Below are 24,020 nucleotides of genomic sequence, written 5' to 3'. Positions count from 1 at the left end.
CAGGACGAGGATGGACGCGGCCCTGGTGGGATCGGTCTCGCACGGGGAGCAGCGCATCCTCTTCGACACCTTCCACCACCGGCTCTGCTTCGACCGGCCCGATGCCGTGGTCCAGGCGGTCCGTGACGTCGTCGAGCGGGCTCGCCGCTCGAAGAACCCCTGAATGGACTCGGCGGGACCCACGTTGCACGACGACCCCGGGAGAGCGGTGCTCACGATCGGCCGCCTCGCGGCAACCGCCGGCGTGACCGTACGCACCGTTCGCCACTACCACCACATCGGCCTGCTCCCCGAACCCGAGCGCGACGCCTCCGGCTACCGTCGCTACAGCGCACAGGCGGCAGTTGACCTCATCCGGATCAGGACCCTCGCCGAGGCCGGGGTGCCGCTGGCCCGTATCGACGCGCTGCTGCACGCCCGGCCGGCCGAATTCGCCGCAGCCGTCACCGAGATCGACGCCGCATTGCAGCGCAGGATCGACCAGCTCGCGGAACACCGCCGCAGAATCGCCGAACTGGCCGAGGGGGAAAGGCTTTTCCTGCCTCCCGAGGTGGTCGCCCTCCTGGACCGGATGCGCGGCCTCGGCGTCGGCGAACCGAGGGTGCGGCTCGAGCGCGACGCGTGGATCCTGATGCAGGCACTGGACCCGGACGCCGTGCCGCGGCGGATACGGGACAAGAACGCCGCCTTCGACGACCCCGAGACGGCGCGCCTGTATCTCGCCTGTGACCGGTCGGTCGACTGGGACCCGCACGACCCGCGCCTGGACCGGCTCATCGACGACCTGGAAGCGTGGGAGATCGAACACGAAGGGGACGGCACCCCGGCAGGGTCCGCGGAGCTGGTCTCCTCCCGGATCTCCGAGGCATCACCGGCATGGCGCCGCATCGTCGAGACGCTCGCCCACCGGGCCGGACGGCGCCGGGCCTCCGGGCCCGGCAGCTGAAGCCGACGGGCCGCGGACCACGCCCCGGCAGCCGCCCGGCCCGCCGTCGAACACAGGACGGGCAGCCCCTTCCCCAGCCGGCCCCGGAACCCGGTAGGCTGACCCTCGGCCGCCTCCGAGCGGCCCGTAGGGATGCGCCTCCGTAGCTCAGGGGATAGAGCACCGCTCTCCTAAAGCGGGTGTCGGCAGTTCGAATCTGCCCGGGGGCACCACTCGGCCCCGGACTTCCCGTCCGGGGCCGTTTGCGTACGCGGCGCTTCGGCCAGGGCCGCTACGAAAGGTTCCGGTGGGCCCGCGCGTGCAGGGCGATTCCGGCCGACACGGAGACGTTGAGCGACTCGGCCGCGGGGTTCATCGGAATCGACACCGACTCGGCGGAGACGTCCGAGAACTCGCCCGACGGGCCGGTCTTCTCGCTGCCGAACATCAGGACGAGCCGCTCGTCGATACCGGCGAGGTCACCGACGGTGAGATCTCCGTCGGCCTCGAAGACCACCATCCGCGCGCCGCTGTCCCGGAAGTGGCCGAGCGCCTCCTCCCGCGAGGCGAGGACGATCGGCAGGGAGAACACATAGCCCCGGCTCGCCCTGACCAGGCGGCGGTCCGCGATGCTGACGAGGTCGCTGTCCACCAGCACGATGCCCGCGGCACCGAGTGCGAACGCGGTCCGCACGATGGCGCCGATGTTGCCGACGATCTTCACGCCGTCCAGGAGGACGAGGTCACCGGTCGCGTCGGCCAGGTCCGCGAGGCGGGACGGGCGCGGAACGCGGGCGATACCGAACGCCTTGGGCTTCTTCTCGGTCTTGAAAACCTGGTTGGCGATCGGGGATGCGATCAGCCGGACCGGAATTCCGCGCTCTTCGCACGCGGCGAGCAGGTCGCCCGGCAGCGGAGTGGTCTCCAGTCCGTAGACCTCGGTGAACTCCAAACCGGCGCGAATGCTTTGCAGGAGGGGTTCGGGGTCCTCGATCAGCGCCGTCCGGACAACGGATCGCGAATGCTTCGTGACATCGATGATTCGCTGTACGGCGGGATCGGAGCGCTCGGTGATGACGTCAAGGCTGACCACGACGAAGACGTTAACACGAGCACCTTCGCCGCGGATTTCCTCTTCCCCCGAGTCGTCAGCGAAAAGGCTGTTCTGACGGTGCGTCAGGTCAGGCAGGCACCCGGTGGTGCGGAGAAAGCAAATTCGCCCCCTGTATTCAGGAGAGAGGCGGCGACTTGAACATCGCCTCCACCACCACCGTCAGCCGCGGATCCGTCACCGCATAGATCTGGTGCCGGCCCTCGCTGCGGGAGCGGACCGCGCCGGCGAGCTTCAGGCGGGCCAGGTGCTGGCTGACCGCCTGGGGGCGGGCACCCACACGGCGGGCCAGTTGCGTGACATCGCTCTCACGGCGGGCCAGTGCCCATACGATGTGCAGGCGCAGCGGAGAGGACAGCAGGCCGAACTTCAGGGCCGCGGCGTTGAGCGCCTGCCCCGAAGGCTCCCCAGGTGCCGCCATCGGCGTGGCTCCTCCCCCGTATGCGGTTGGGTTCACGGGATTCCCCCCGGACACCCGCACAGCCTAGCCGGAACACTTGCTACATTGCGCAACCATGCAACCCGGAATGCCCACGGCAGGCCAGCGGGCCGCAGCTCCGAGCAGGGCGTCGAGGCCCTCGCCGGACCCGGCCGCCTCCCGTCCCCGCGCGCAAGGATCACGCCGGGTCCCGACCCCACGGGGCCGGTCGGCGGCGGCGCGCGGCGGCAGAAGCGGAAGCGGGAGAACGCGGACGCAGGCGCAGGCGCGCAGAGCGGTGTCGGCCGCTCTGGTGCTGCCGGTGATCGGAGCCTTCGCCGACGAGCTGGTCACGTCCTCGCTGGGCTGGATCTTCGCGCTCACGGCGGTCGCCGGGGCGGTGCCCGCGGCGCTGACCTGCTCGCGGGCCGGTGCCTGGTGGGTCGCGTACGCGCCGCCCCCCGTGGTGCTGCTGATCACCGTGGTCGCCGAGCTGACGGCGGGCCCGAAGGATTCCCAGGCCAAGGGGGCCACGACAGGGGCCGTCCACTGGGCGATCGACGCCTTTCCGGCGATGGCGGCGGCCGAGGTCGCGCTGTTGCTGGTGCTGGCGGTGCGGTGGATGCGGTCGAGGCGCGGCGTGACGCCCGGCCGGGGGACGAGGAAGAGCGGTGCGTACCGTGCGTGAGAAACCGGGCGCCGAGCGGCGCACCAGCGGCGGCAGCAGCAGGCCCGGCAGCCGCCGTACCCCCCGCCGCCGGAGCGGCGGCGCTCCCCGTACGCCCCGCGGGGTGATCGTCGGGCGGACCGTGGCCGGCCTGACCTCGGCCGCCGTGCTGGCGACCTGCGGGGTCTCCTGGGCCGCGTACCACTGGATCACCAGCGGCCTGAACACCTCCGACGCACTCGGCAAGGTGGGCCGCAAGCACCTCGACAACTCGGTCAACCTGCTGCTGATCGGCCTCGATTCGCGCAAGGACATGAACGGCAACGACCTGCCGAAGGAGTTCGTCCAGGACGAACTCCACGCGGGGTCGAGCGATATCGGCTACTACAACACCAACACCCTCATCCTGATGCACATCCCCGCAGACGGCGGGAAGGTCCAGGCGTTCTCCATCCCCCGGGACGACTATGTCCAGACGTTCAACGGGGACGGTTCGACACAGGGGCACTACAAGATCAAGGAGGCGTACTCCAACGCCTACACGGGTGCCCGGGAGCGGCTCTACAAGCAGGGCGTGCGGGGCGCCGACCTGGAGGCGGGCAGCCGGGAGGCGGGCCGCGAGGCCACGCTGGCGACCGTGCAGAACTTCCTCGACGTGCCGATCGACCACTTCGCCGAGGTCAACCTGCTGGGCTTCTACGACATCGCCAAGGTGCTCCAGCCCATCCAGGTGTGTCTCAAGCACCCGGTGAAGGACCGCTATTCGGGCGCCGACTTCCCGGCCGGCCTGCAGGAGGTCAACCCCCGGCAGGCACTGGCCTTCGTCCGCCAGCGGCACGGCCTGGACGGCGGCGACCTGGACCGTACGCACCGCCAGCAGGCGTTCCTCTCCTCGGTCACCCACAAGCTGAAGGGCGAGGGCGTCTTCGACAGCCTGGGCAAGCTGCAGGGCCTGTTCGGCGTGGTGAAGAAGGACCTGGTCATCGACAGCAAGCTGAACGTCATCGACTTCGCCCAGCAGGCCACCAACCTGACCGGCGGCAAGGTCGAGTTCAACACGCTGCCGACGGAGGGCTCGGCCACCCGCAACCACGAGGACGTGCAGCTGGTGAACCCGGAGAAGATCCGGGCGCTGGTACGGGACCGGTTCGGCAGCGCCACGTCGTCCGCGTCCCCGAGCTCGGGCGGATCGTCCAGCGCCCCGGCGAAGCCCGCCCCCGGCACCGTCGACGTGCTGAACGGCTCGGGCCGGACCGGCGCGGCGGCCGAGGAGCTCAAGTCCCTGAAGGAGGCGGGCTATGCGGAGGGCCACGCGTCCAACACGGCGCCCCAGCCCCACACCACCGTCGTCTACGGCAAGGGCGCGGACGAGGCGGGCCGGCAGATCGCGGGCCGGCTCGGCGTGACGGCGGCCCCGCTGGCCAGCCCGACCGTGCCGGCGGGCCATGTGCAGGTGACGCTGGGGCAGGACTTCACGGGGGCGTCGGCCTCCGCCAGTGCCTCGCCGAGCCCTTCGGATTCACCGTCCGATGCGGCGAGTTCGTCGTCCTCGGACGACAAGTTCGCGGGCGAGGCGGTGAAGGAGGGCGGCATCCCCTGCGTCAACTGACGTGACCGGGGAGCCGGGGCCGGGCGGCCCCGGCTCCCCGCACGCGTGCGTGCCGGATCAGAAGTTCCAGTAGTGGTCCGGCCAGTCACCGCACGGCCACTGGATGATCTTCTCGCCCTGCGCCATGCTTGCGCCCGGCACAGCCAGGCACTGGCCGCTGTTCCAGTTCACGAGCCGCATGCCCTTGCTGGTGTAGTCGACGCCCCAGTAGTGGTCCTTGTACTCGCCGCAGGGCCACTGGATGACCTGGACGCCGGCCGTGGTGCTGGCGCCCGGAACGGCCAGGCACTGGCCGCTGTTGAGGTTGCGGATGCGGAAGTAGCTGCGCCCGCCGCTGCTGAAGGCGAACTCGAACTGCCAGAAGTGGTCGCGCCAGGTGCCGCAGCCCCACTGGATCAGACCCATCCCGTTCTGCGTGCTCGCGCCCGGGACGGCCAGGCAGTGGCCGCTGTTGGCGTTGCGGATCCAGCCGTAGTCCTGCGGACCCGCGGGTCTGGACGAACGCTCCGGGCTCTGCGGTGCTGCCGAGGCCTGGGCCGTACCGGCCACTCCGGCGCCGAGCACGAGCGCTGCGGCGGCGGCCAGGATGCCGGGACGGCGATAGTGCGACTTCATGTGTCCTCTTCTCTTCGTGGACCAGGAGCCGTACTGCGCGCGCGGTGCGCAGGCTATAGCCGGATGCCGCGGGAGGGCAGTCACGGCGGGCGCCGTCGCCAAGTTGGCGCGAACACGGCTTCGTTGGCCAACACACCCAACCCGCCGTCTGACGCCTGCTCAGGCGCCTGCGACCGCCCCCTAAAATTGCCCCGTAACCGCTGGTCAAGGGGGAGGGATGGGGCCGCGATGAGCCGACGCTCCAACGGGCTGATGGGGATCTGGGCCGAGACCCAGCGGCAGCAGCAGCGGCAGCAGGAGGCGCGGCAGCGGGCCGCCGTGCAGGCGCAGCGGGAGGCCGAGCGGCAGCAGCGGGCCCTGGAGCGGGAGCGGGCCCGGCTGGACCGGGAGCAGCGGCAGGCGTACCGGCAGAGCCGGGAGGCCGAGGTCCGGCGGCGGAACGAGGAACTGGACGCCCGGGTCGAGGCGCTGGCCTCGCTCCTCGCCACGGGCTGCCGGGCGCCCGCCTTCGGCACCGCCGCCCTGGCCCGTCCCGAGCAGGTGCCGGCCTTCTCCCCCGGGCACCTCGGGCAGCCCGTGGCCATGCCCGACCCCAACCGGTACCGCGGGTTCGGCACCCGGGCCCAGTACGAGCGCGACCGGCAGGCGGCCCAGGCCGCCGAGGCGCAGCGGCAGCAGCAACTCGCCGCCTATCGGCAGCAGTACGAGCAGTGGGCTGCCGCCCAGCTGCAGGAGATCCGGCAGTACAACGCCGGGGTCGGCGAGCTCGTCGCCGCCCTGCGGCAGGGCGATCCGGATGCCGTCGTCGAGTATTTCTCGGCCGCCCTCTACGCCTCCGCCCGGCCCGACGACTTCCCCCACCGGCTCTCCGCCGCCTACGACCCCGGGCCCCGGCAGCTGGTGGTCGACTGGGAGCTGCCCGGCCCCGACGTCGTGCCGGCAGTGAAGTCCGTGCGCTACATGCCCACCGCCGACGAGGAGAAGGAGACCGCCCGGCCCGTCACCCAGCGCCGCGCGATCCACCGGGATCTGCTCGCGCAGTGCGTGCTGCTCGCCGTCCACGAGCTGTTCGCCGCCGACGAGTTCGGGATGCTGGAGTCCGTCGTCCTCAACGGCTTCGTCGACGACCACGACCCCGTCACCGGGCAGCGCGCGCAGATCGTGCTCGCGTCCGTGTCCGTCGCCCGGCCGGTCTTCGCCGGGCTGCGGCTGGCGCAGGTCAGTGCCGTCGACTGTCTCGTCGAGGGGCTCGGCGGGCAACTGTCCGCCCGGCCCGACCAGTTGGCCGCCGTGCGGCCCGTACGGCAGCCCGGCGACGTGGGGCGCGGGGTGGTGTCCCACGGCGGGGACGACGACCCGGACCTCTTCGAGATGGACCCGATCGCCTTCGAGGCGCTCGTCGCCGAGCTCTTCCGGGCCCGCGGCATGCAGGCCGTGATGACCCAGCGGTCGAACGACGGCGGCGTCGACGTCGAGGCCCTCGACCCCGACCCGATCAGCGGCGGACGGATCATCGTGCAGGTCAAGCGGTACCGGAAGACGGTGCCGCCGACCGCCGTCCGCGATCTCTACGGGACGGTGCAGGGCGCCGGTGCCAACAAGGGCGTGCTCGTCACGACCTCCGGGTTCGGTCCCGGGTCGTACGCCTTCGCCAACGGGAAGCCGCTGACGCTCGTCTCCGGCGAGGAGCTGGTGGGGCTGCTGCAGGAGCACGGGCTGCGGGGGCGGCTGGGCCCGGGGAGCGGCGCTCCCGGGCCGGCTCCGGACGGGACCGGGGTGCCGGGCGGGGACGACGGGACGGGGGTGCCCGACGGCCACAACGTTCTGGGCATGTCCTGGTCCGGCCGGGTCGCCCTCGACGTCTGCGCGCTCGTCTGCACCGGCGGCCGGGTCCTCAGCGACGATCACTTCGTCTTCTACAACAATCCGCGCACGCCCGACGGCGCCGTCCGCGCCGTGGCCCCCTCCGCCGCGGACAAGGCCGCCCTGCGCGTCGCCTTCGAGGCGCTGCCCGCGCAGGCGGACCGGCTGGTGCTCGCGGCCGCCATAGACCCGGCCGTGAACCCGGACGCCGATCTTTCGGGGTTCACCGACGCCCGGATCCGGCTCGCGGACGCGGCCGGGAGCGAGCTCGGGCAGCTGGAGGTGTCCGACGGGCGGGCCGGCGAGACCGCGCTCGTCCTCGGGTCCTTCCGGAAGCGGGCGAGCGGCGACTGGGACTTCGTGGTGGGAGGGAAGGGGTACGCGGGAGGGCTGGAGGCGCTTGTTCAGGAGTTCGGTATCGAGGTGGCCTGAGTAATCGCACGATCGTGCGACCCCTGGTTATCCACATCCCCCATTCGTGTAAGCCCTCCCGCCCTACACTTCCGGAATGGACATCACCGACAGCGACGCCCTGCGCTGCCTCCGGCGCGTCTTCGGGTACGACGCCTTCCGCGGCGAGCAGCAGGAGATCATCGAGCACGTCGTCGGCGGCGGGGACGCGCTCGTCCTGATGCCCACCGGCGGCGGCAAGTCGCTGTGCTACCAGATCCCGGCCCTCGTGCGCCCCGGCGTCGGCATCGTCGTGTCCCCGCTGATCGCCCTCATGCAGGACCAGGTCGACGCGCTCCGCGCGCTCGGCGTGCGGGCCGGGTTCCTCAACTCCACTCAGGATCCGGACGAACGGCGCATGGTCGAGGCCGAGTTCCTCGCCGGCGAGCTGGATCTGCTCTACCTCGCCCCGGAGCGGCTGCGCGTCGAGGCCACGCTGCGGCTGCTCGACCGCGGCAAGATCTCCCTCTTCGCCATCGACGAGGCGCACTGCGTGGCCCAGTGGGGCCACGACTTCCGCCCCGACTACCTCGCGCTCTCCATGCTCCACGAGCGCTGGCCCGACGTTCCGCGCATCGCCCTCACCGCGACGGCCACGGAGGCCACGCGCAAGGAGATCGCGGCGCGGCTGCAGCTGGACGGCGCCCGGCACTTCGTCGCCAGTTTCGACCGGCCGAACATCCAGTACCGCATCGTCCCGAAGAACGAGCCCAAGCGTCAGCTCCTGGAGCTGCTGCGCACCGAGCACGCGGGGGACGCGGGCGTCGTCTACTGCCTGTCCCGCAAGGGGGTCGAGGACACCGCCGCGTTCCTGGTGCAGAGCGGCATCGACGCCCTCCCGTACCATGCGGGGCTCGACGCGGCCACGCGCGCCGCCCACCAGTCGCGCTTCCTGCGCGAGGACGGCATCGTCATGGTCGCCACCATCGCCTTCGGCATGGGCATCGACAAGCCGGACGTGCGTTTCGTCGCCCACCTCGACCTGCCGAAGTCCGTCGAGGGCTACTACCAGGAGACCGGCCGCGCCGGGCGCGACGGCCAGCCGTCCACCGCCTGGCTCGCCTACGGCCTGCAGGACGTCGTCCAGCAGCGCAAGCTGATCGACGGCTCGGAGGGCGACGACGCCCACCGCCGCCGGCTCGCCGCACATCTGGAGGCGATGCTGGCCCTGTGCGAGACGGTCGAGTGCCGCCGGGTGCAGCTGCTGGCCTACTTCGGGCAGCCGAGCGGCCCCTGCGGCAACTGCGACACCTGCCTGACCCCGCCGGTCACCTGGGACGGCACGGTCGCCGCGCAGAAGTTCCTGTCGGCGGTCCTCCGGCTGGCCCGGGAGCGGCGGCAGAAGTTCGGGGCGGGGCAGATCATCGACATCCTGCTGGGCAAGAAGACGGCCAAGGTCATCCAGCACGACCACGACGCCCTCACCGTCTTCGGCATCGGCACGGAGCTGGGCACCGCCGAATGGCGGGGCGTCGTACGGCAGTTGCTCGCCCGGGGCCTGCTCGCGGTGGAGGGCGAGTACGGGACGCTGGTGCTCACCGAGGCCAGCGGCGACGTACTCGGCTCGCGCCGCCAGGTGCTGCTGCGGCGGGAGCCGGAGAAGCCGGTTCGCTCCGCGGGGGCCGCGCGGTCGGGCGGTTCGGCGAAGCGCTCGGCCCCTGTCGATCTGCCCGCGGAGGCGGTACCGGTCTTCGAAGCGCTGCGCGCCTGGCGCGCGGCCACGGCCAAGGAGCAGGGCGTGCCCGCCTACGTCGTCTTCCACGATGCGACGCTGCGCGAGATCGCCACTCGGATGCCCACAGGCCTCGACGAGCTTGCGGGCATGAGTGGCGTAGGCGAGAGCAAGCTGGCGAAGTACGGCCAGCCGATCCTCGACGCGCTCGCCGAACTACGAGCGGCCTCCTGATCGCGCCCCGCAGGGGCGCTGGGGGTACCCCCAGCGGTAGCTGGGGGAGGAACTGCGCGGGCAACCACGACGAACCCGCAGCCGACGACGCACCGCACTTCCCGCAGAGCGCTAGGCGGCCCGGCGCAGCCGCCTCGGCTTGATCCGTCCCTGCGCGGCCAGCACCGCCGCCGCGTAACGGGGATCCGGCCGCAGCGCATGCTCGCGCCGGGCCGCCTCGGTGAACTTGATGACGTGCTCGTCGCCGTGCTCCACCGCCCGCGCGACGAGCTCGTCGAACGGCGGCACGTCCGTCTCCGCCGCCACCCGCGCCGCCTCGGCCTCGCCGCCGCGGTGTTCGGTGAAGGTCAGCAGCAGTGTGGCGTGCACGTGCCAGAGCGCGGCCACCGTCGGCCGGTACAAGCTCTCCGGCAGATGCGGCAGGACGAGGCGCACGGCGGCCGGGGCCGTGACGCCGTGGATCAGCGGGACGGGGAAGACCTCGGGGTGGCCCAGATAGACGCCCGCGAACTCGGTGGTCATCTCGGCCAGCAGCCACTGCGGGCGCTCCGCGGCGGCGGGGTCCAGGGCGCCGAGCGCCTCGGTGTATCCGGGCAGCCGGGCGGGGCCGGCCAGCCGCGCGCCCGCGGCGGCGCGGCCGTGCTTGCCCTCGTAGGGCGTCCGGGGCATAGCGGCGATGGCGGCGGCGAGATCGTACGTGCCGGTCATCCGCACCTCGCCCGGGAGGTGGGCGAAGCGGGCGGCCCAGTAGGCCATCCCCCTTGCGAACTCGGTGAGTTGACGGTCCGTCGGCTCCTCGGCCGCCGCGAGGGAGCGGACCGCGTGGGCCGTGCGGATCAGGCCGTGGGTGAGGCCGGCGAGCATGCCCGGCAGCAGCCGGGGCCACCAGCGGACCAGCACCTCGCGCCAGGGCGCCCCGGCCAGTTCGCGCGCGAAGAGCTGTTCCCAGTCGCCCGCGCGGGAGAAGTCGCCGAGCGCGGGGCGCCAGGACGACTCGTCGGCGGGATCGAGGGCGAAGCGCGCTTCCGGCACCTCGTGGTGGGGCATGGCGGTGCGGTATCCCTCGACCCACGCGGCGACCTCGGCACCATGACCGAGGGCGGCGAGGGCCTCGGCGCCCATGGGCCCGTGGTTGGCGAGGTCGGCGCCGGCGCCGCGCTCGTAGCCGAGGTCGTCCAGGCGCTCCAGCGCCTCGCCGAGCGCGTCGCGGTAGGTGACGGCAGGCATGGGTGTCCCCCTTGTCCGGAACGGTTCAGAACAGTTCGGTTTTCCCAACAGTTCGGATATCCGAAGCATCTAGACTCGCAGTATGCCGCACGCCCCCACCCCCGGAAAGCACCGCCTCCCGACCGCCGAGGAGATGGAGGCCATCGGCCTCGTCCCCCTCATCTCCCCCTACATGCGCAACGCGCTCACCGAGATGCCCGACCGCCTGCGTACGGTCTTCGACGTGCACGGCCTCACGCCGCGGCACGGCGCCGTACTGCCGCAGCTGATCGCCGAACAGCCGCTGACCGTGGGCGAACTGGCCCACCGGATGGGGCTGTCGCTGTCGACCGTCAGCGAGCTGGTGAGCGCGCTCAACAAGGCGGGACTGGTGGAACGGCGCGAGGATCCGGAGAACCGGCGGCGGATGCTGGTGCGGATCGACGGCCGCTACCAGGCGCTCGTCGAGTCCTTCATCGCCCGCCGCTCCGCCCCGCTGCTGCGGGCGCTCGACAGCCTGACGCCGGACGAACGGGCGGGCTTCATCGCCGGGCTGGCGGCGTGGGCACGCGAGGCCCGGCCGCCGGCGTCAGGACGCTGACGGCCGCCGCCGGCCCCTCCAACGGCCGGCGCACCGCCGTCAGATGGGCGTACACCACCACGTTGCCCAGATACTCCTCCGTCTCCTGCGAGAAGCCCCCGCCGCATGTGATCAGCCGCAACTCGGCCCGGCCCGTGGCCCCGTAGACCTTCCGGGACGGGAAGTCGGTCCGCTCGTACACCTCGATGGCGTCCGTCGTGAAGACGGCGGTCCGGCCGTCGGCGCGTGCCACTTCGACGATCTGTCCCTTCTTCAGCGCACCGAGGGAGTAGAAGACGGCGGGGCCGGACTCGGTGTCGACGTGGCCGCCGATGACGGCGGTTCCGGTGGCGCCGGGGGCGGTGCCGGCCGCGTACCAGCCGGCGAGGTTCCTGTCGTCCTCCGGCGGGCTGGCGAGGGTCTCGTCCGGGAGCAGACCGAGGGTGGTCAGAGGGGCGTCGACCTGGATGTCGGGTATCCGGATCCGGGTGGGCGGGGCGGGCGGCAGCGGCGGGATCAACTGGTCCGGGCGGATCACCCGGGCGGCTCCCGAGGCGAACGCCTCGGCGGCCGAGGGCTGCGGGGGCGGTATGTGCTCCCGGGCGCCCTCGCTGACCAGTGCGCCGCCCGTGCAGAGCGCGGCACCGAGGACCGTGGCGGCCGTCGCCGTGGTGCGCAGGTCGCGCAGGGCGTCACGGAGGGCCCGGTACGGGAGCCCGGGCGGGCCGTCGCACCAGACGGCCGGCCGGACACGCGAACGGGCGCGCCGTCGGGGGCGGTTCTTGCGCATCGGAGTCCTCCACCACGGGCCGGGAACCGTGGCCCCGGCACCCGGACGCATACGGGGTCCGGGTGCCGGGGCGGTCCGGGCCGGCCGGGGTGCCGGCTTCGCGCGGCCGGCTCAGTACCGGCTGCCGGTGCCGCGGCGGCGCAGGAACCAGACGCCGCCGGCCGCCGCCATCGCCATCAGGGCCGCACCGGCCACGATGTCGGCCGTGCCCGACTCCTCGCTCGTACCGCCGACGCCGGTCTTCATGCCGCCCTTCGGGGGCTTGGCCGCGGACATGCTCGGCATCGGCATCGACGAGGCCGCTGCCGAGGGTGAACCGGAGGGGGCACTGCTGCCCGCGGTGACGACCAGGTCGCCGGTGGCCTCCTTGCCGTTGGCGCACTTGGCACCGATGCCGTACGTGCCGGGCTTGGCGTTCTTCGGCACCATGAACTGCCCGACCACGACCTCCTTGTGGGTGCCCGGCTTGAGGTCGAACGACGCGGGGCCGCCGACGGCGCTGGCGTCGCCCGTGCCCTGCCCCTTCGAACCGCAGGCCGTGGTGTTCACGGTGACCTCGGCACCGGGCTGGACGGTGCCCGGCGTGACCTCGAGCTTCCCGAAGTCGCCCGCGAAGGCGGGAAGGGCGGTTATGGCCAGGGCGGTCCCTGCGGTCCCGGCGAGCACTCGTGCAGTACGCATGCTTCTTCCTCCGTGAGCGCGGATGCGGCACGCGGATGTGCCGCGCGGGGGTGGGGGTTCCGCGCCCCTCCAAGGTCGAGCGAACCGGGGATCCGCGAGGGCCGCACTCCGACCATGGGACCGGGCGGGCCGAACGGGTGAGGAGTCCGGGGCAGGGCCCCGGGAACTCACCGCGCCATGTCGTCCGGGCACCCCGTGCCGCGCGGCAGCTTGTACCGCGCCACGATCCGGTAGCTTCCCGCGTGGGGCGCCCGCAGGACGGTCCAGTCGTCCTCCGGCTCACCGGCCTTCGGCGGGGTCACCTGCTTCGTCAGGCAGCCGTCGACATTGACCGGCGGCTCGCCGCCGGCTCCCGGCTTCGGGGGCTGGACGTCCTTGCCCTGCGCGTCCACCAGACCCAGCCACGGCGAGTACGGCACCCGGATCAGCACCGGGCCCGGCTTCTTCACCGAGATCGTCAGACCGTCGGGGTCCGTGCGCTCCACGACCGCGGGCGGCTCGGCCAGCGGGGTCGGTTCCTTCACCTCGTACAGCCGCCAGTTGTCGTCCGACCACACCTGGCGCAGGTACGGCTGCCCCTGCGCGACCAGCTTGGCCTCCTCCACGGCCGCGTTGTCCGGCTCGTCGGTCGGCAGCACCACATAGGCCACCGCCCAGCGGCTGAGCCAGGCCCGGTAGCTGTCGGGGGTGAGCATGCCCTCCTCGTAGAAGAGCGGGTTCCGCTTGAGGTCGGCCTGCCGGTTCCAGCCGCGGGCCAGATTGACGTACGGGGTCAGGGCCGAGGCCTCGCGGTGGCTGCGGGCGGGGACGACCTCGACACGGCCGCGCGCGGCGTCCACCTTCTGCAGCCGGTCCACCAGCGGGGCCAGCTCACGGGCCCACGAGGCGGCCGGAGTGGTGTGGATTATGTCGCTGATGGAGTTGACGGACTGCCACACGGTGCAGGTCAGCAGGGCGAGCACCGCCACCGTCCACGTGCGGCCCCGCTTCAGCAGCTCGGACCGCGGCGGCACCTTCATCCCCGTCAGCACGGCGACGAGCACCACGCCCCCGAAGACCATGCCGAGCCGGGAGATGTTCGTGCCGATCTGCGAGGGGATCAGCCAGACCAGCAGCACGCCGAGCACGTACAGCCCCGAGACGACCCGCACGGTGCGCCACTCCGCGGGCACCAGGACCATCCCGAACACACCGGCCAGCAGCGGCAGGATCGCCGACGGGAAGGCCATCGGCTGCTGCCCGGAGAACGGGAAGAGCCAGGCCGACAGGGCCACCACGATCACCGGCGTGACGCCCAGCGCATACGCGGCGGGCCGCCGCCGGCCCAGCCAGAGCGCGGCCGCCACGATCCCCACGTACAGACCCGCGACCGGGCTCGACGCCGTCGCCACGCCGGCCAGCAGACCGGCGAGCGCGGCCCGCGGCCAGCGGTACCTGCCGTCCGAGCGCCAGCGCACCGGCCACGCGAAGATCACGGCCACGGCCGCCAGCCCGAACATCATGCCGAGCCCGAACGTCACCCGCCCCGAGATCGCGTTGCAGGTCAGCGCGAACGCACCGTAGAGCGCGGGCCACAGCGGACGGCGCACCGCACGGCTGCGCACCAGGATCAGGGCGATCAGCCCGGCGGAGAGCGTGCCCGCGATCATCATCGTGGTGCGCACGCCCAGCACGGCCATCAGGTACGGCGAGATGACGCTGTACGAGACGGGGTGCATGCCGCCGTACCAGGCGAGGTTGTACGCCGAGGAGGGGTGCTGGAGCGCGAACTCCGCCCAGGCGTCCTGGGCGGCCAGGTCGCCGCCGCTGTTGGCGAAGATCCAGAACCACAGCACATGCAGCACGGCCGCCGTGATCAGGGTGACCGGCACGGTCCGGGTGAGCGCGGCCCGCCAGCCGGTGCGCTGCGGGTCGGGCCGCAACGCCCAGGAGGGCAGGCGACGGGCCGGCCTCTCGCGGACCCGGTCCTCGTCCCTGACGTCACGCCCGGGCTCTCCCGGCGTACCGGCCCGCGCCGGTCCCACGGTGGTCACTGCGGCTCTCCCCGTCTTCCCCGTCTTCCCCCTGAGGTCTTCTCGCCCCATCTTCATGCATGCTCCGGCCCGGCACGGGTGCCCGGCCGCAAACCTCCGCGACGCTAGCACGACGCCGTCACGGCGCCCCGGACCGCCGGAGGCTCCCGGCCCGTACCCACTCGTACGGCCCAGGAGCCGCCCCGGCGGCCCGGGACGGATCAGCCGAGGCGGATCACCTTGGACCCGAACGACGGCTCCGCGAGGTCCTTCTGGAGGGCCACGGGGACCTTCACGGCGCTGTCGCCGCTGCCCACGACCAGCTCGCCGACCTCGGTCCCGGCCTTCGCCGTGTGCGGGATCTTCTTGCCGGCAGTGTCCAGCGCGAACTTGCTGCTGAAGCCCGGCCAGCCGACGGCCGTGACGTCCTTGGTCGCGACGACCGGGGTCCGTCCGCCAAGGCCGTCGTCGACGTAGCCGACAAGGTCGCCCTTCTTCACGACGGTGGCGGTGGTCATGACGTCCTGCAGGGCCGTGATCTGCTTGTAGCTGCGGTCCTTCACCATCGTCAGGCTGTTCTCGGCGTTGGGGTCCAGACCCTTGAAGTGCTGGTCCATCGTCGCGCCGACGATCAGGTACTCCTGCTTGCCGAACGTCTTGCGCGCCGCCCACAGCAGGGCACCGCCCGCGTGGCTGCTGGAGCCGGTCTTCAGACCGAGCACACCGGTGTGCTTCACGAGCAGGGTGTCGTTGTTGTTGTTGATGCGCGCCGGGGAGAGGCCCGGGATGTCGGCGTTGGGCTGCTGGGTGATGTCCCGGATGACCTCGTTCTTGATCGCCGGCTCGCCGAGCTTCACCTGGTCGGCAGCCGTGCTCACGGTCGTCTCGGTCAGGCCGCTCGGGTCGGTGTACGTGGTGTTGGTCATGCCGAGCTCCTTGGCGGCGTCGTTCATCTTCTTGACGAACGCCTCCTCGGAGCCCGCGTCCCAGCGGGCCAGCTGGCGGGCGATGTTGTTGCCGGACGGGATGAGCAGCATCCGGAGCATGTTGAACTCCGAGAACTCCTGACCCTCCTTCACCGGGACGCGCGACTCGTCCTGGGCACCGGCCTCCTTCTCGGACTGGGCGTCGATCTTGATCATCGGGCCCTGCTCCCCCTTCTTGAGGGGGTGGTCCTTGAGGATCACGTACGCCGTCATCACCTTGGCAACGCTCGCCGTCGGCACCGGCTTCTGCTCGCCGGACGTGCCGACATCGCCCGCGCCGACCACCTTCACGGCGGACTGGCCCTGGTCGGGCCAGGGCATGGCGAACTCGCCACCGCCGAAGGTGAACGCTTTTTTCTCACCGAGGGCGAGCTTGGCGTCGGGCAGCGGGCGGAAGGCCTGGACGGCCACAAAGATGATCCCGAGCAGGATCACCAGCGGCGTCCAGATCTTCACGCGTCGCATCACCGTGCGCGTCGGGGTCTCCGGCGGGGGCGGGGTGTTGGTCAGCTGGGCGAGCAGATCCAGCGGAGCCTTGGGCTCTGCCGGTTCCTCGGCCTTCGGGGGCGCCGGCGGCGCCGCCTTGGGCTCGGCCTCGACCTTGGCCTCGGCCTTCGGCTTGGCCTCCGGCTTGGGCGTCTTGAGCGGCTTCGGCGGCGCCGGGGCGTCGTCCTTCTTCAGCGGGACGAACTGGCTGGTGCGCTCGGACTCGGAGTCCGGGTTCGCGGGCGCCTTGATGAGCTCGGTGGGCTGATCGGCCGAGGCCTTGGGGGTCTTGGGCGCGTTGGGCGCCTTGGGGGCCTCGATCAGCTCGGTGGGCTGGTCGGCCGCGGCCGCCGGCTTGGCGTCGGCGGCGTCGTCCTTGTCCTCGGTGTCGGCGACCCAGGCCGCGACGGCGGCCTTGAGCCGGGCGTCCTCCTTGGGCTTGCCGTTGCCGGCGCCCCAGGAGGCGGCCTTGGGCTCGGCCTCGGCGTCGCCCTTGGGGGGCTCGACGGTACCGATCACGGCGGTGGCCTGGTCGGCCTTGGCGTCCTTCGTGTCCTTGGCGGTGCCGGACACGGCAGGGGCCTTCTCGGCGCTACCGGCCGCGTCCGCCTTCGCCGCAGACGCCTCACCGTCCTTGGAGGAGCTGTCGGACGCGGCAGGCGTCTGGCCGTCCTCGGCACCGGACACGGCAGTGGCCTGGCCGGCCTCGACGTCGGCCTTGACGTCGGCATCAGCGCCGGACTCGTCCTCCGCCTCGGCCGTCTTCACCGCACCGAACACCGCAGTCGCCTGATCGGCCTTGCCGCCACCCGCAGCCGCCGTACCGCCCCCGGCCGAACCGGACTTGGCCGTTCCGGTCACCGGAGCCGCCTCGGCGGCCTTGTCGGCCTTGTCGGCCTTACCGCCCTCGTCGGCCTTGCCGCCCTTGCCGCCCCCGGCCGCGCCGTCACGCACAGCCACTCGCGGATCGGGACGGCCGCCGTTCCCGGCCTTCGCCCCGGCGGCAGCCGAAGCGGCACCGGAGCCGTCCGCAGGACTACCGGCCCCGGAACGGGAACCGGCCGCAGGCCGATCCGCGCCCGGATCCCCCGACGACTTCCGCTGCTCCGACATGTCGGGGGACTCGCCCGCCACCGATGCCTCCTCAGAATTCCCGCGCCGTACATCCGGAACCCCCGGGCGCCAACGCGACGCCTCCGGGCCCGGAATTCACTCATCGTCTACCAGTGTCCTCTGTGATCGTCGCGTGCATGCGCACCCGTATCGCCAGAGGGCTTCGCCTGGGTTCACCCACGTGCTAGACGAGACGACATACCTACCGGTTCCCACACGAAGCCACCACGCGCTCTCGACAGACCAATGTGAGAGGGGTCACCCTGTCACTCATCCACGCGGGGAGGCATGGATGGGCAGGAGCCGCAGAACAATTCCGGAGGAGCTTCTGCTGCTCGCCCTGGACCCGGCCACGGGTACCACGGCGCAGCCGCAGTCGCTCGATCTCGGTCTCGCCGGAGCACAGCTAGTGGAGCTGGCTCTGGCCGGACGGATAGCCCCTGACGGGGATCGTATCGCCGTGGTGCACCCACGGCCGACAGGTGATCCGACCCTGGACACCGCGCTCGAACTGCTGCGCCGCCGCGGCAGTCCGGTCCGCGCCGTCCACTGGATCGGCGGGCCCCGGCTGGGGCTGCGCCAGACGTACCTCACGCACCTGGAGCGGTGCGGCATGGTGCATGCCGTGGCGGGCCAGATGTGCGGGGTGCTGCCGACCACGCGCTACCAGGCGACGGACACGGCCATCAGCCGGGAGATCAGGACCCGGCTGGACAGCGCCATCCGCACCGGCGTGCCGCCGGACCCGCGGACGGCGGCGCTCGCCGCGCTCGCGCACGCGGTCGGCCTCGGCAAGCATCTCTACCCGGGCAACGAGGGCCGTTCCTCGCGCTCCCGGTTGCGGGACCTGATCAGACACGACCCGATGGGCGGGCTCGTGGCACACGCCGTGATGGATGTGCAGAACGGCGTCGGCGCACAGCCCCGGCGGTCGGCCGCCGCGGCCGGTGCCGCAGGCGGAGCCGGCGCCCCGGGCCGCAGGGCAGCGGTGCGTTCCAGGGCTGCGGCACCCGCCGAAGCCGCCGCCGCCCAGCCGGTCCGCGAAGGCGTCATGGCCCGTGCGGGCGCCTCGTGAAACGGTTCGGCAGTTCTTCCGTTCACCGATAGCAGCGACAGACGGCACCATCAGCACCACCCTCCGCTCCAACTCGACCGCACCGCTGTCCCCATGGCCCGGTTCGGGAGCCGCATCAGGACGCGGGGCGGCGGGCCGGCCCGTCCCTTACGGTGGCGGCACGGCCCGCCGCCCCGCGTACGCGTCCGTCCGTGCAGGCGGCGGGCGGCTGCAAGCGGACTTTCGGTTCGGCATTTTCCCAGCGCCGCCGAGGCCGGGGGTGGCAGGCTGCGGGGCAGGAGACATCAGCATGACGGAGCCGGAGGTGCGTCCCGTGGCGTCCAGTGTCAACCCCACCGTAAGGCGGCGCCGATTGGGGCAGGAGCTGCGCAAGCTCCGTGAGCTCAAAGGAATGACGGCCGAGGAGGTCGCGGAGCGGCTCCTGGTCTCGCAGTCGAAGATCAGCCGACTGGAGAACGGCCGGCGCAGCATCAGCCAGCGCGACGTCCGCGACCTGTGCAGCGTGTACGGGGTCGACGACCACCGCATCGTCGATTCGCTGATGCAGATGGCCAAGGAGTCACGCCAGCAAGGCTGGTGGCATGCCTTCGGCGACATTCCCTACAGCGTCTACATCGGTCTCGAGACGGACGCGGCCTCGCTGCGCGTGTACGAGGCCTCGTTGGTGCCCGGCCTGTTGCAGACGCCCAACTACGCCAGCGCCGTGACCGAGGGGTCCTGGCCGGAGGCCACCGCGGCGGACGTGGAGCGCCGCGTCCAGGTGCGGATGCGCCGGCAGGAACGCATCACCGACCCCGACAACCCCTTGCGTCTGTGGGCCGTCATCGACGAGTCGGCGCTGCGCCGCATCGTCGGCAACAAGGCCATCATGCGTGAACAGATGGAACATCTTGTGGAGTTCAGCTTGCAGCCGCACATCACGGTGCAGGTGCTTCCCTATGACGTGGGCGCGCATCCGGGCATGTACGGGAAGTTCTCCATCCTCGAATTCCACGACCCGCAGGACGCCAGCACCGTCTATCTCGAAGGCATCACCAGCGACCTCTATCTGGAGAAGCCGAATGATGTGCAGGCGTACAGCGTGATGTACGAGCATTTGCGGATGCAGGCGCTGAATGCGGAGGACTCGCGGCGGTTCATCCTGCGCGTCGCCGAGGACTGGTCGGCCTGACCGACCACCGGCCGCCCGCGCGGCGGCGGAACGGTACACCTCTGCGTGGCCTGCGGGAAGAGTCTCAGGACATAAGCCATCCGGTCGAGTGAACAGCCCATTCGCCACATGATGTTGGCGCGTAACGTCGATCGCACCTCGGGAAACCGGCGTACTGACAGGCATTGCTCACAGGTATCGGAGTAACACCATGGCGATTCAGCAGGGAACGACCACCTGGCGGAAGTCCTCCTACTCGCTGGCCAACGGCGACTGCGTGGAGGTCGCCTCCCCCCTTCCGCAGGCCATCGCGGTCCGTGACTCGAAGAACCCGGAGGGCCCGGCCGTCGCCTTCTCCCCCGAGTCCTGGACGGCGTTCGTGGCCGACGTCAGCGGCTGCTGAAAGGCTTTTCCCTGCGCGCGGACGGCAGGAGCATCACGGAAAAGGGTGGGACCCCGGTCCCACCCTTTTCCGCGCGTCATTCCAGCTGCCGTTCCCCGCGTCAGCCCTTGGTCGGCCGCACGGTTCCCATGATCTTGTCGATCTGCTCGACGCTGAGGGCGTTGGGCACGCCCTGGTCGGCGTAGATCACCCAGCCGTGGAAGGTGCCGTCCGGCAGCTTCTGCGCAATGCTCTTCACGATCGCGGTCGGCGGCACGCACTCACTGGCCCGGTTGGCGACGGTCACCTTGGCCGTGGCCGTGTACCCCTCGATGCCGTTGTGCTTCCACGGCACGGCCTCGCCGACCTCGATCTTGGGCTTGTTCTTCAGCCCGCCGTAGGCCATGACACCCCAGTTGCCCGCCCAGTTGCGGGCGTTCTCCTGCAGCGTGCCGTCCTTGCCGCCGCCGGTCGTGCCGACCGTGGCGAGCTGCCCCTTGCCGGCCTCGCCGAACGCGTCGGGGTTGGGGCTCGACGAGCAGCCGCCCTCGCGGTAGTTGGCGGTGCCCCGCATGGTGACGACCGGCTTGTTGTCCTCGGTGTACGAGATCATCGTGTCGGTCGGGAAGATCTTCCACTGGTCGCCCTTGGGCGGCACGTCGTAGGCGAAGTGGTGGTCGCCGTTCACCTGCGTCTGCCACCCGGCGACCAGCGCCTTGCCGCCCGACGGACCCTGCGGCGCCACGCTGGTGTCCGGCGCGGGCTGGCCGCCCTGCTGCTGCGCAGGCGCGGACGGCGCCTGCGAGGCCGCCGCCGACGACGACGCCTTCTTGTCGTCGTCGTTCTTCCCGCTCGTGAGGACGTACGCCACGCCGCCGCCGATGACGGCCAGCGCCACGACGCCACCGATGGTGGCGAGCAGCGCCCTGCTCTTCGCCGGCTTGGGCTCCGGGCCCGACGGAGGGATCGGGGCCATCGGGGCCGTCGACGACGGGGCCCCGCCGAACGCCCCCGGACCGCCCGGACCGCCCGGACCGGGCGCGGGCGCGGGCGGCGGCGGAACCGACGCCCCGCCGGGCGGCGGCGGAGGCGCCGGCACCGCGGGCTGCCCGATCATGGTCGGCTGCGCATGTCCGGTGCCGTCCGGGCCCCACACGGGAGGCGGCCCGAAGCCGCCCTGCGGAGGCTGAGGGCTCTGCGGCTGCGGCACGGGCTGCTGTTGCGGATCTTGCGGGTTCTGGGGCCAAGACATGCGGGACACCTTATGCAAAGGGTGCCGGCCGGAAGTCGGTGGCCGGCGACAGCTTCGCAACACTTTCGTCTGCAGGCCCCTCGTGGCTGGTCGCGCAGTTCCCCGCGCCCCTACGGGGCGCAGGCCCTCAGTCGTCCCCCAACACGGGCAAAAGCTCCGGCAGATGCCCGTCCGACGCCATAGCTGCCCGCTGCCGCTCCTCCGGCACCGCGCCGTACAACGTCGTACGAGCCCGCGCAGGCCGCCCGGCCGCTTCGGCTATCGCCACCAGATCCCGGATGGAACGGTACGAACCGTACGAAGACCCTGCCATCCGGGAGATGGTCTCCTCCATCAACGTCCCACCCAGGTCGTTGGCGCCCGAGCGCAGCATGTCCGCCGCGCCCTCCGTGCCCAACTTGACCCAGCTCGTCTGGATGTTGGGGATATGCGGGTGCAGCAGCAGCCGCGCCATCGCTGTGACCGCGCGGTTGTCCCGGGTGGTCGGACCCGGGCGGGCGATGCCCGCCAGATACACCGGCGCGTTCGTGTGGATGAACGGCAGAGTGACGAACTCGGTGAAACCGCCCGTCTCCTGCTGGATCTGCGCGAGCAGCCGCAGATGCCCCAGCCAGTGCCGCGGCTGGTCCACGTGCCCGTACATCATGGTCGAGGACGAGCGGATGCCCAGCTCGTGCGCGGTCCTGATGACCTCGACCCATGTCGCCGTCGGCAGCTTGCCCTTGGTGAGGACCCAGCGGACCTCGTCGTCGAGGATCTCGGCGGCGGTGCCGGGGATGGAGTCCAGGCCGGCCGCCTTCGCCTCGGCCAGCCACTCGCGGATGGACATCCCGGTGCGCGTCGCACCGTTGACGACCTCCATCGGGGAGAAGGCGTGCACGTGCATGCCGGGGACGCGCTTCTTCACGGCCCGCGCGATGTCGAAGTAGGCCGTGCCGGGCAGGTCGGGATGGATGCCGCCCTGCATGCAGACCTCGACCGCGCCCACGTCCCACGCCTGCTCGGCCCGGTCGGCGACCTGCTCCAGCGAGAGCGTGAACGCATCGGCGTCCGTGCGGCGTTGGGCGAAGGCGCAGAAACGGCAGCCGGTGTAGCAGACGTTGGTGAAGTTGATGTTGCGCGTGACGATGTAGGTGACATCGTCGCCCACCACATCACGCCGCACGGCGTCGGCGATCCCGCACAGGGCGTCCAGCGCCGGGCCGTCCGCGTGCAGCAGGGCCAGGGCCTGGGGGTCGGTGAGCTTCGTCGGGTCGTCGGCGGCCACGGCCAGGGCCTCGCGCACGTCGGCGTCGATGCGCTCGGGGACCATGCCCGGCGCCGCGGCCTCGCGCAGGGCCTCCCAGTCGCCGTAGACCTCGTCGAAGTCCTGGCGGCGGTCGCCGGTGCGGCCCTCGGTGTCGATGGCGCGGTGCAGATCCGTACGGCCGGACGGGACGAAGACCTCCTCCGGCTCCTGCCACGGCAGGCCCCGGACCTCCACGTCCTCGCGGGCCAGGCCCGTCTCCGGATCGGCCAGCGCGCGCACGTGGGGCAGCAGCCGGGGGTCCAGCCAGGGCTCGCCGCGCTGCACGAACTCCGGGTAGACGGCGAGGCGTTCGCGGAGTACGAAGCCCGCGGCGGCGGACTGCTCGGCGAGCCGGTCGATCTGCGGCCAGGGGCGCTCGGGGTTGACGTGGTCCGGGGTGAGCGGGGAGACGCCGCCCCAGTCGTCGATGCCGGCGCCGATGAGACGCGCGTACTCGCCGTCCACCAGGTTCGGCGGGGCCTGCAGGCAGGCCGAGGGGCCCATGATGTGCCGGGCGACGGCGACGGTGGCGACGAGCTCGTCCAGCTCGGCGTCCGGCATGCCGCGCATCGCCGTGTCCGGCTTGGCGCGGAAGTTCTGCAGGATCAGCTCCTGGATGCCGTGGTACGAGCGGGAGATGCGGCGCAGCGCGAACAGCGACTCCGCGCGCTCCTCGTACGTCTCCCCGATGCCGATCAGCAGCCCGCTGGTGAAGGGGACAGAGCTGCGCCCGGCGTCCTCCAGGACGCGCAGCCGGACGGCCGGTTCCTTGTCGGGCGAGCCGTGGTGCGGGCCGCCCGGCTCGCTCCACAGGCGCTCGGCCGTGGTCTCCAGCATCATGCCCATGGACGGCGCGACGGGCTTGAGCCGCTGGAAGTCCGTCCAGGACATGACGCCGGGGTTGAGGTGGGGCAGCAGCCCCGTCTCCTCCAGGATGCGGATCGCCATCGCGCGCACGTAGGCGATGGTGTCGTCGTACCCCTCGGCCTCCAGCCACTCGCGGGCCTCGGGCCAGCGGTCCTCCGGCTTGTCGCCGAGGGTGATCAGGGCCTCCTTGCAGCCCAGTTCGGCACCGCGGCGGGCGATGGCCAGGACCTCGTCAGGCGACATGAACATCCCGTGCCCGGCGCGGCGCAGCTTGCCGGGCACGGTGGCGAAGGTGCAGTAGTGGCACTTGTCGCGGCAGAGGCGGGTGAGCGGGATGAAGACGCTCTTGGAGTAGGTGATGACGCCGGCCCGGCCGGCGGCTTCCAGGCCAGCGTCGCGCACGCGCGCGGCGGAGGCGCACAGGTCCGTCAGATCCGCGCCGCGGGCCTGCAACAGGACCGCGGCCTCGGCGACATCCAGCGCAACACCGTCCCGTGCGCGTTTGAGCGCGCGGCGCATGGCGTTGGCGGTCGGCTGCTGCCCTGATTCCTGTGCGCTGGAAGTCATTGTCCGAGCATACGAGCGGAC

At 71.8% G+C, this 24,020-nt stretch carries 21 protein-coding genes and 1 tRNA gene; 12 read left to right on the top strand and 10 right to left on the bottom strand.

Annotation, left to right across the window (positions count from 1 at the left end):
- The first annotated feature begins 10 nt into the window (after positions 1 to 10).
- The 3 genes from HG542_RS34520 (at position 11) to HG542_RS15370 (ending at position 1,158) form a co-directional block, all read left to right on the top strand.
- On the top strand, positions 11 to 163 hold the full coding sequence (locus HG542_RS34520) for a hypothetical protein (protein ID WP_218039038.1): 153 nt from the start codon (positions 11 to 13) through the stop codon (positions 161 to 163).
- Entirely contained in the window at positions 164 to 946 is a 783-nt protein-coding gene (locus tag HG542_RS15375; protein ID WP_176606583.1) for a MerR family transcriptional regulator, read from the top strand.
- Positions 947 to 1,082: 136 nt separating this feature from the next.
- Positions 1,083 to 1,158 (top strand) — tRNA-Arg (locus HG542_RS15370).
- A 59-nt stretch (positions 1,159 to 1,217) separates the two neighbouring features.
- Here HG542_RS15370 and nshR read toward each other — a convergent pair.
- The gene (gene nshR / locus HG542_RS15365; RefSeq protein ID WP_171081719.1) at positions 1,218 to 2,018 is read right to left on the bottom strand and encodes an NshR/TsnR family 23S rRNA methyltransferase; all 801 of its coding nucleotides are present in this window, start codon (positions 2,016 to 2,018) and stop codon (positions 1,218 to 1,220) included.
- Here nshR and HG542_RS35960 point away from each other — a divergent pair.
- A complete protein-coding gene (locus HG542_RS35960) occupies positions 1,947 to 2,177 on the top strand; it encodes a hypothetical protein (RefSeq protein ID WP_171081646.1) in 231 nt (76 codons plus the stop codon). The two genes, nshR and HG542_RS35960, sit on opposite strands and share 72 nt — an antisense overlap.
- Here HG542_RS35960 and HG542_RS15355 read toward each other — a convergent pair.
- Positions 2,155 to 2,457, bottom strand: a complete 303-nt coding sequence (locus HG542_RS15355; RefSeq protein ID WP_171081718.1) for an ArsR/SmtB family transcription factor — start codon at positions 2,455 to 2,457, stop codon at positions 2,155 to 2,157. The two genes, HG542_RS35960 and HG542_RS15355, sit on opposite strands and share 23 nt — an antisense overlap.
- Positions 2,458 to 2,752: 295 nt before the next feature.
- On the opposite strand from HG542_RS15355, the gene HG542_RS15350 reads away from it, so the two are divergent.
- Together HG542_RS15350 and HG542_RS15345 are read left to right on the top strand one after the other, a co-directional pair.
- A complete protein-coding gene (locus tag HG542_RS15350; protein ID WP_171081715.1) occupies positions 2,753 to 3,142 on the top strand; it encodes a DUF6542 domain-containing protein in 390 nt (129 codons plus the stop codon).
- Positions 3,135 to 4,730, top strand: coding sequence for an LCP family protein (locus HG542_RS15345; protein WP_171081713.1), 1,596 nt, complete (start codon positions 3,135 to 3,137; stop codon positions 4,728 to 4,730). The genes HG542_RS15350 and HG542_RS15345 overlap by 8 nt, the downstream gene beginning before the upstream one ends.
- 57 nt (positions 4,731 to 4,787) lie before the next feature.
- Here HG542_RS15345 and HG542_RS15340 read toward each other — a convergent pair whose 3' ends face one another.
- Entirely contained in the window at positions 4,788 to 5,345 is a 558-nt protein-coding gene (locus HG542_RS15340; protein WP_171081711.1) for an RICIN domain-containing protein, read from the bottom strand.
- A gap of 228 nt (positions 5,346 to 5,573) precedes the next feature.
- Here HG542_RS15340 and HG542_RS15335 point away from each other — a divergent pair, with 228 nt between their 5' ends.
- Entirely contained in the window at positions 5,574 to 7,640 is a 2,067-nt protein-coding gene (locus tag HG542_RS15335; protein WP_171081709.1) for a restriction endonuclease, read from the top strand.
- Positions 7,641 to 7,716: 76 nt separating this feature from the next.
- Positions 7,717 to 9,564: a DNA helicase RecQ gene (gene recQ / locus HG542_RS15330; RefSeq protein WP_171081707.1), complete on the top strand. Its 1,848-nt coding sequence runs from the start codon at positions 7,717 to 7,719 to the stop codon at positions 9,562 to 9,564.
- Between the two features lie 111 nt (positions 9,565 to 9,675).
- Here the strand turns inward: recQ and HG542_RS15325 are convergent, their stop codons facing one another.
- On the bottom strand, positions 9,676 to 10,791 hold the full coding sequence (locus tag HG542_RS15325) for a questin oxidase family protein (protein WP_171081705.1): 1,116 nt from the start codon (positions 10,789 to 10,791) through the stop codon (positions 9,676 to 9,678).
- A gap of 82 nt (positions 10,792 to 10,873) precedes the next feature.
- Here HG542_RS15325 and HG542_RS15320 point away from each other — a divergent pair, with 82 nt between their 5' ends.
- Positions 10,874 to 11,371 carry a MarR family winged helix-turn-helix transcriptional regulator gene (locus HG542_RS15320; RefSeq protein WP_171081703.1) on the top strand — a complete coding sequence of 166 codons (498 nt, stop codon included), beginning with the start codon at positions 10,874 to 10,876 and terminating at the stop codon, positions 11,369 to 11,371.
- Here HG542_RS15320 and HG542_RS15315 read toward each other — a convergent pair.
- The 4 genes from HG542_RS15315 to HG542_RS15300 all read right to left on the bottom strand — a co-directional run bounded on the left by HG542_RS15315 (position 11,313) and on the right by HG542_RS15300 (position 17,265).
- Positions 11,313 to 12,038 (bottom strand): class F sortase, encoded by a 726-nt coding sequence (locus HG542_RS15315; RefSeq protein WP_498063286.1) that lies wholly within the window; start codon positions 12,036 to 12,038, stop codon positions 11,313 to 11,315. The genes HG542_RS15320 and HG542_RS15315 overlap by 59 nt on opposite strands.
- A 213-nt stretch (positions 12,039 to 12,251) precedes the next feature.
- Entirely contained in the window at positions 12,252 to 12,821 is a 570-nt protein-coding gene (locus HG542_RS15310; protein ID WP_171081699.1) for a GVDTG sorting domain-containing protein, read from the bottom strand.
- Between the two features lie 167 nt (positions 12,822 to 12,988).
- Complete coding sequence (locus HG542_RS15305) at positions 12,989 to 14,854, bottom strand: DUF8823 domain-containing protein (RefSeq protein ID WP_171081696.1); 1,866 nt, start codon at positions 14,852 to 14,854, stop codon at positions 12,989 to 12,991.
- A gap of 200 nt (positions 14,855 to 15,054) precedes the next feature.
- Positions 15,055 to 17,265, bottom strand: a complete 2,211-nt coding sequence (locus HG542_RS15300) for a D-alanyl-D-alanine carboxypeptidase family protein (protein WP_229922483.1) — start codon at positions 17,263 to 17,265, stop codon at positions 15,055 to 15,057.
- A gap of 445 nt (positions 17,266 to 17,710) precedes the next feature.
- Between HG542_RS15300 and HG542_RS15295 the strand changes: the two genes are divergently transcribed.
- The 3 genes from HG542_RS15295 (at position 17,711) to HG542_RS15285 (ending at position 20,046) form a co-directional block, all read left to right on the top strand.
- A complete protein-coding gene (locus HG542_RS15295; protein WP_171081692.1) occupies positions 17,711 to 18,493 on the top strand; it encodes a GOLPH3/VPS74 family protein in 783 nt (260 codons plus the stop codon).
- A gap of 313 nt (positions 18,494 to 18,806) precedes the next feature.
- The gene (locus tag HG542_RS15290; RefSeq protein ID WP_171081871.1) at positions 18,807 to 19,664 is read left to right on the top strand and encodes a helix-turn-helix domain-containing protein; all 858 of its coding nucleotides are present in this window, start codon (positions 18,807 to 18,809) and stop codon (positions 19,662 to 19,664) included.
- 190 nt (positions 19,665 to 19,854) lie between these two features.
- Positions 19,855 to 20,046, top strand: coding sequence for a DUF397 domain-containing protein (locus HG542_RS15285; protein WP_171081690.1), 192 nt, complete (start codon positions 19,855 to 19,857; stop codon positions 20,044 to 20,046).
- 100 nt (positions 20,047 to 20,146) lie between these two features.
- On the opposite strand, the gene HG542_RS15280 is transcribed toward HG542_RS15285, so the two are convergent.
- Both HG542_RS15280 and HG542_RS15275 read right to left on the bottom strand, forming a co-directional pair.
- Positions 20,147 to 21,277, bottom strand: a complete 1,131-nt coding sequence (locus tag HG542_RS15280) for a DUF8017 domain-containing protein (RefSeq protein ID WP_227725944.1) — start codon at positions 21,275 to 21,277, stop codon at positions 20,147 to 20,149.
- A gap of 127 nt (positions 21,278 to 21,404) precedes the next feature.
- Complete coding sequence (locus HG542_RS15275) at positions 21,405 to 23,999, bottom strand: bifunctional FO biosynthesis protein CofGH (protein WP_171081688.1); 2,595 nt, start codon at positions 23,997 to 23,999, stop codon at positions 21,405 to 21,407.
- Positions 24,000 to 24,020 lie beyond the last annotated feature (21 nt).

This window comes from Streptomyces morookaense (assembly GCF_013030945.1).
Taxonomy (GTDB): Bacteria; Actinomycetota; Actinomycetes; order Streptomycetales; family Streptomycetaceae; genus Streptomyces; species Streptomyces morookaensis.
The sequence above is the reverse complement of the archived record's forward strand: the minus strand, read 5'-3'. Positions and strand labels throughout refer to the sequence as shown.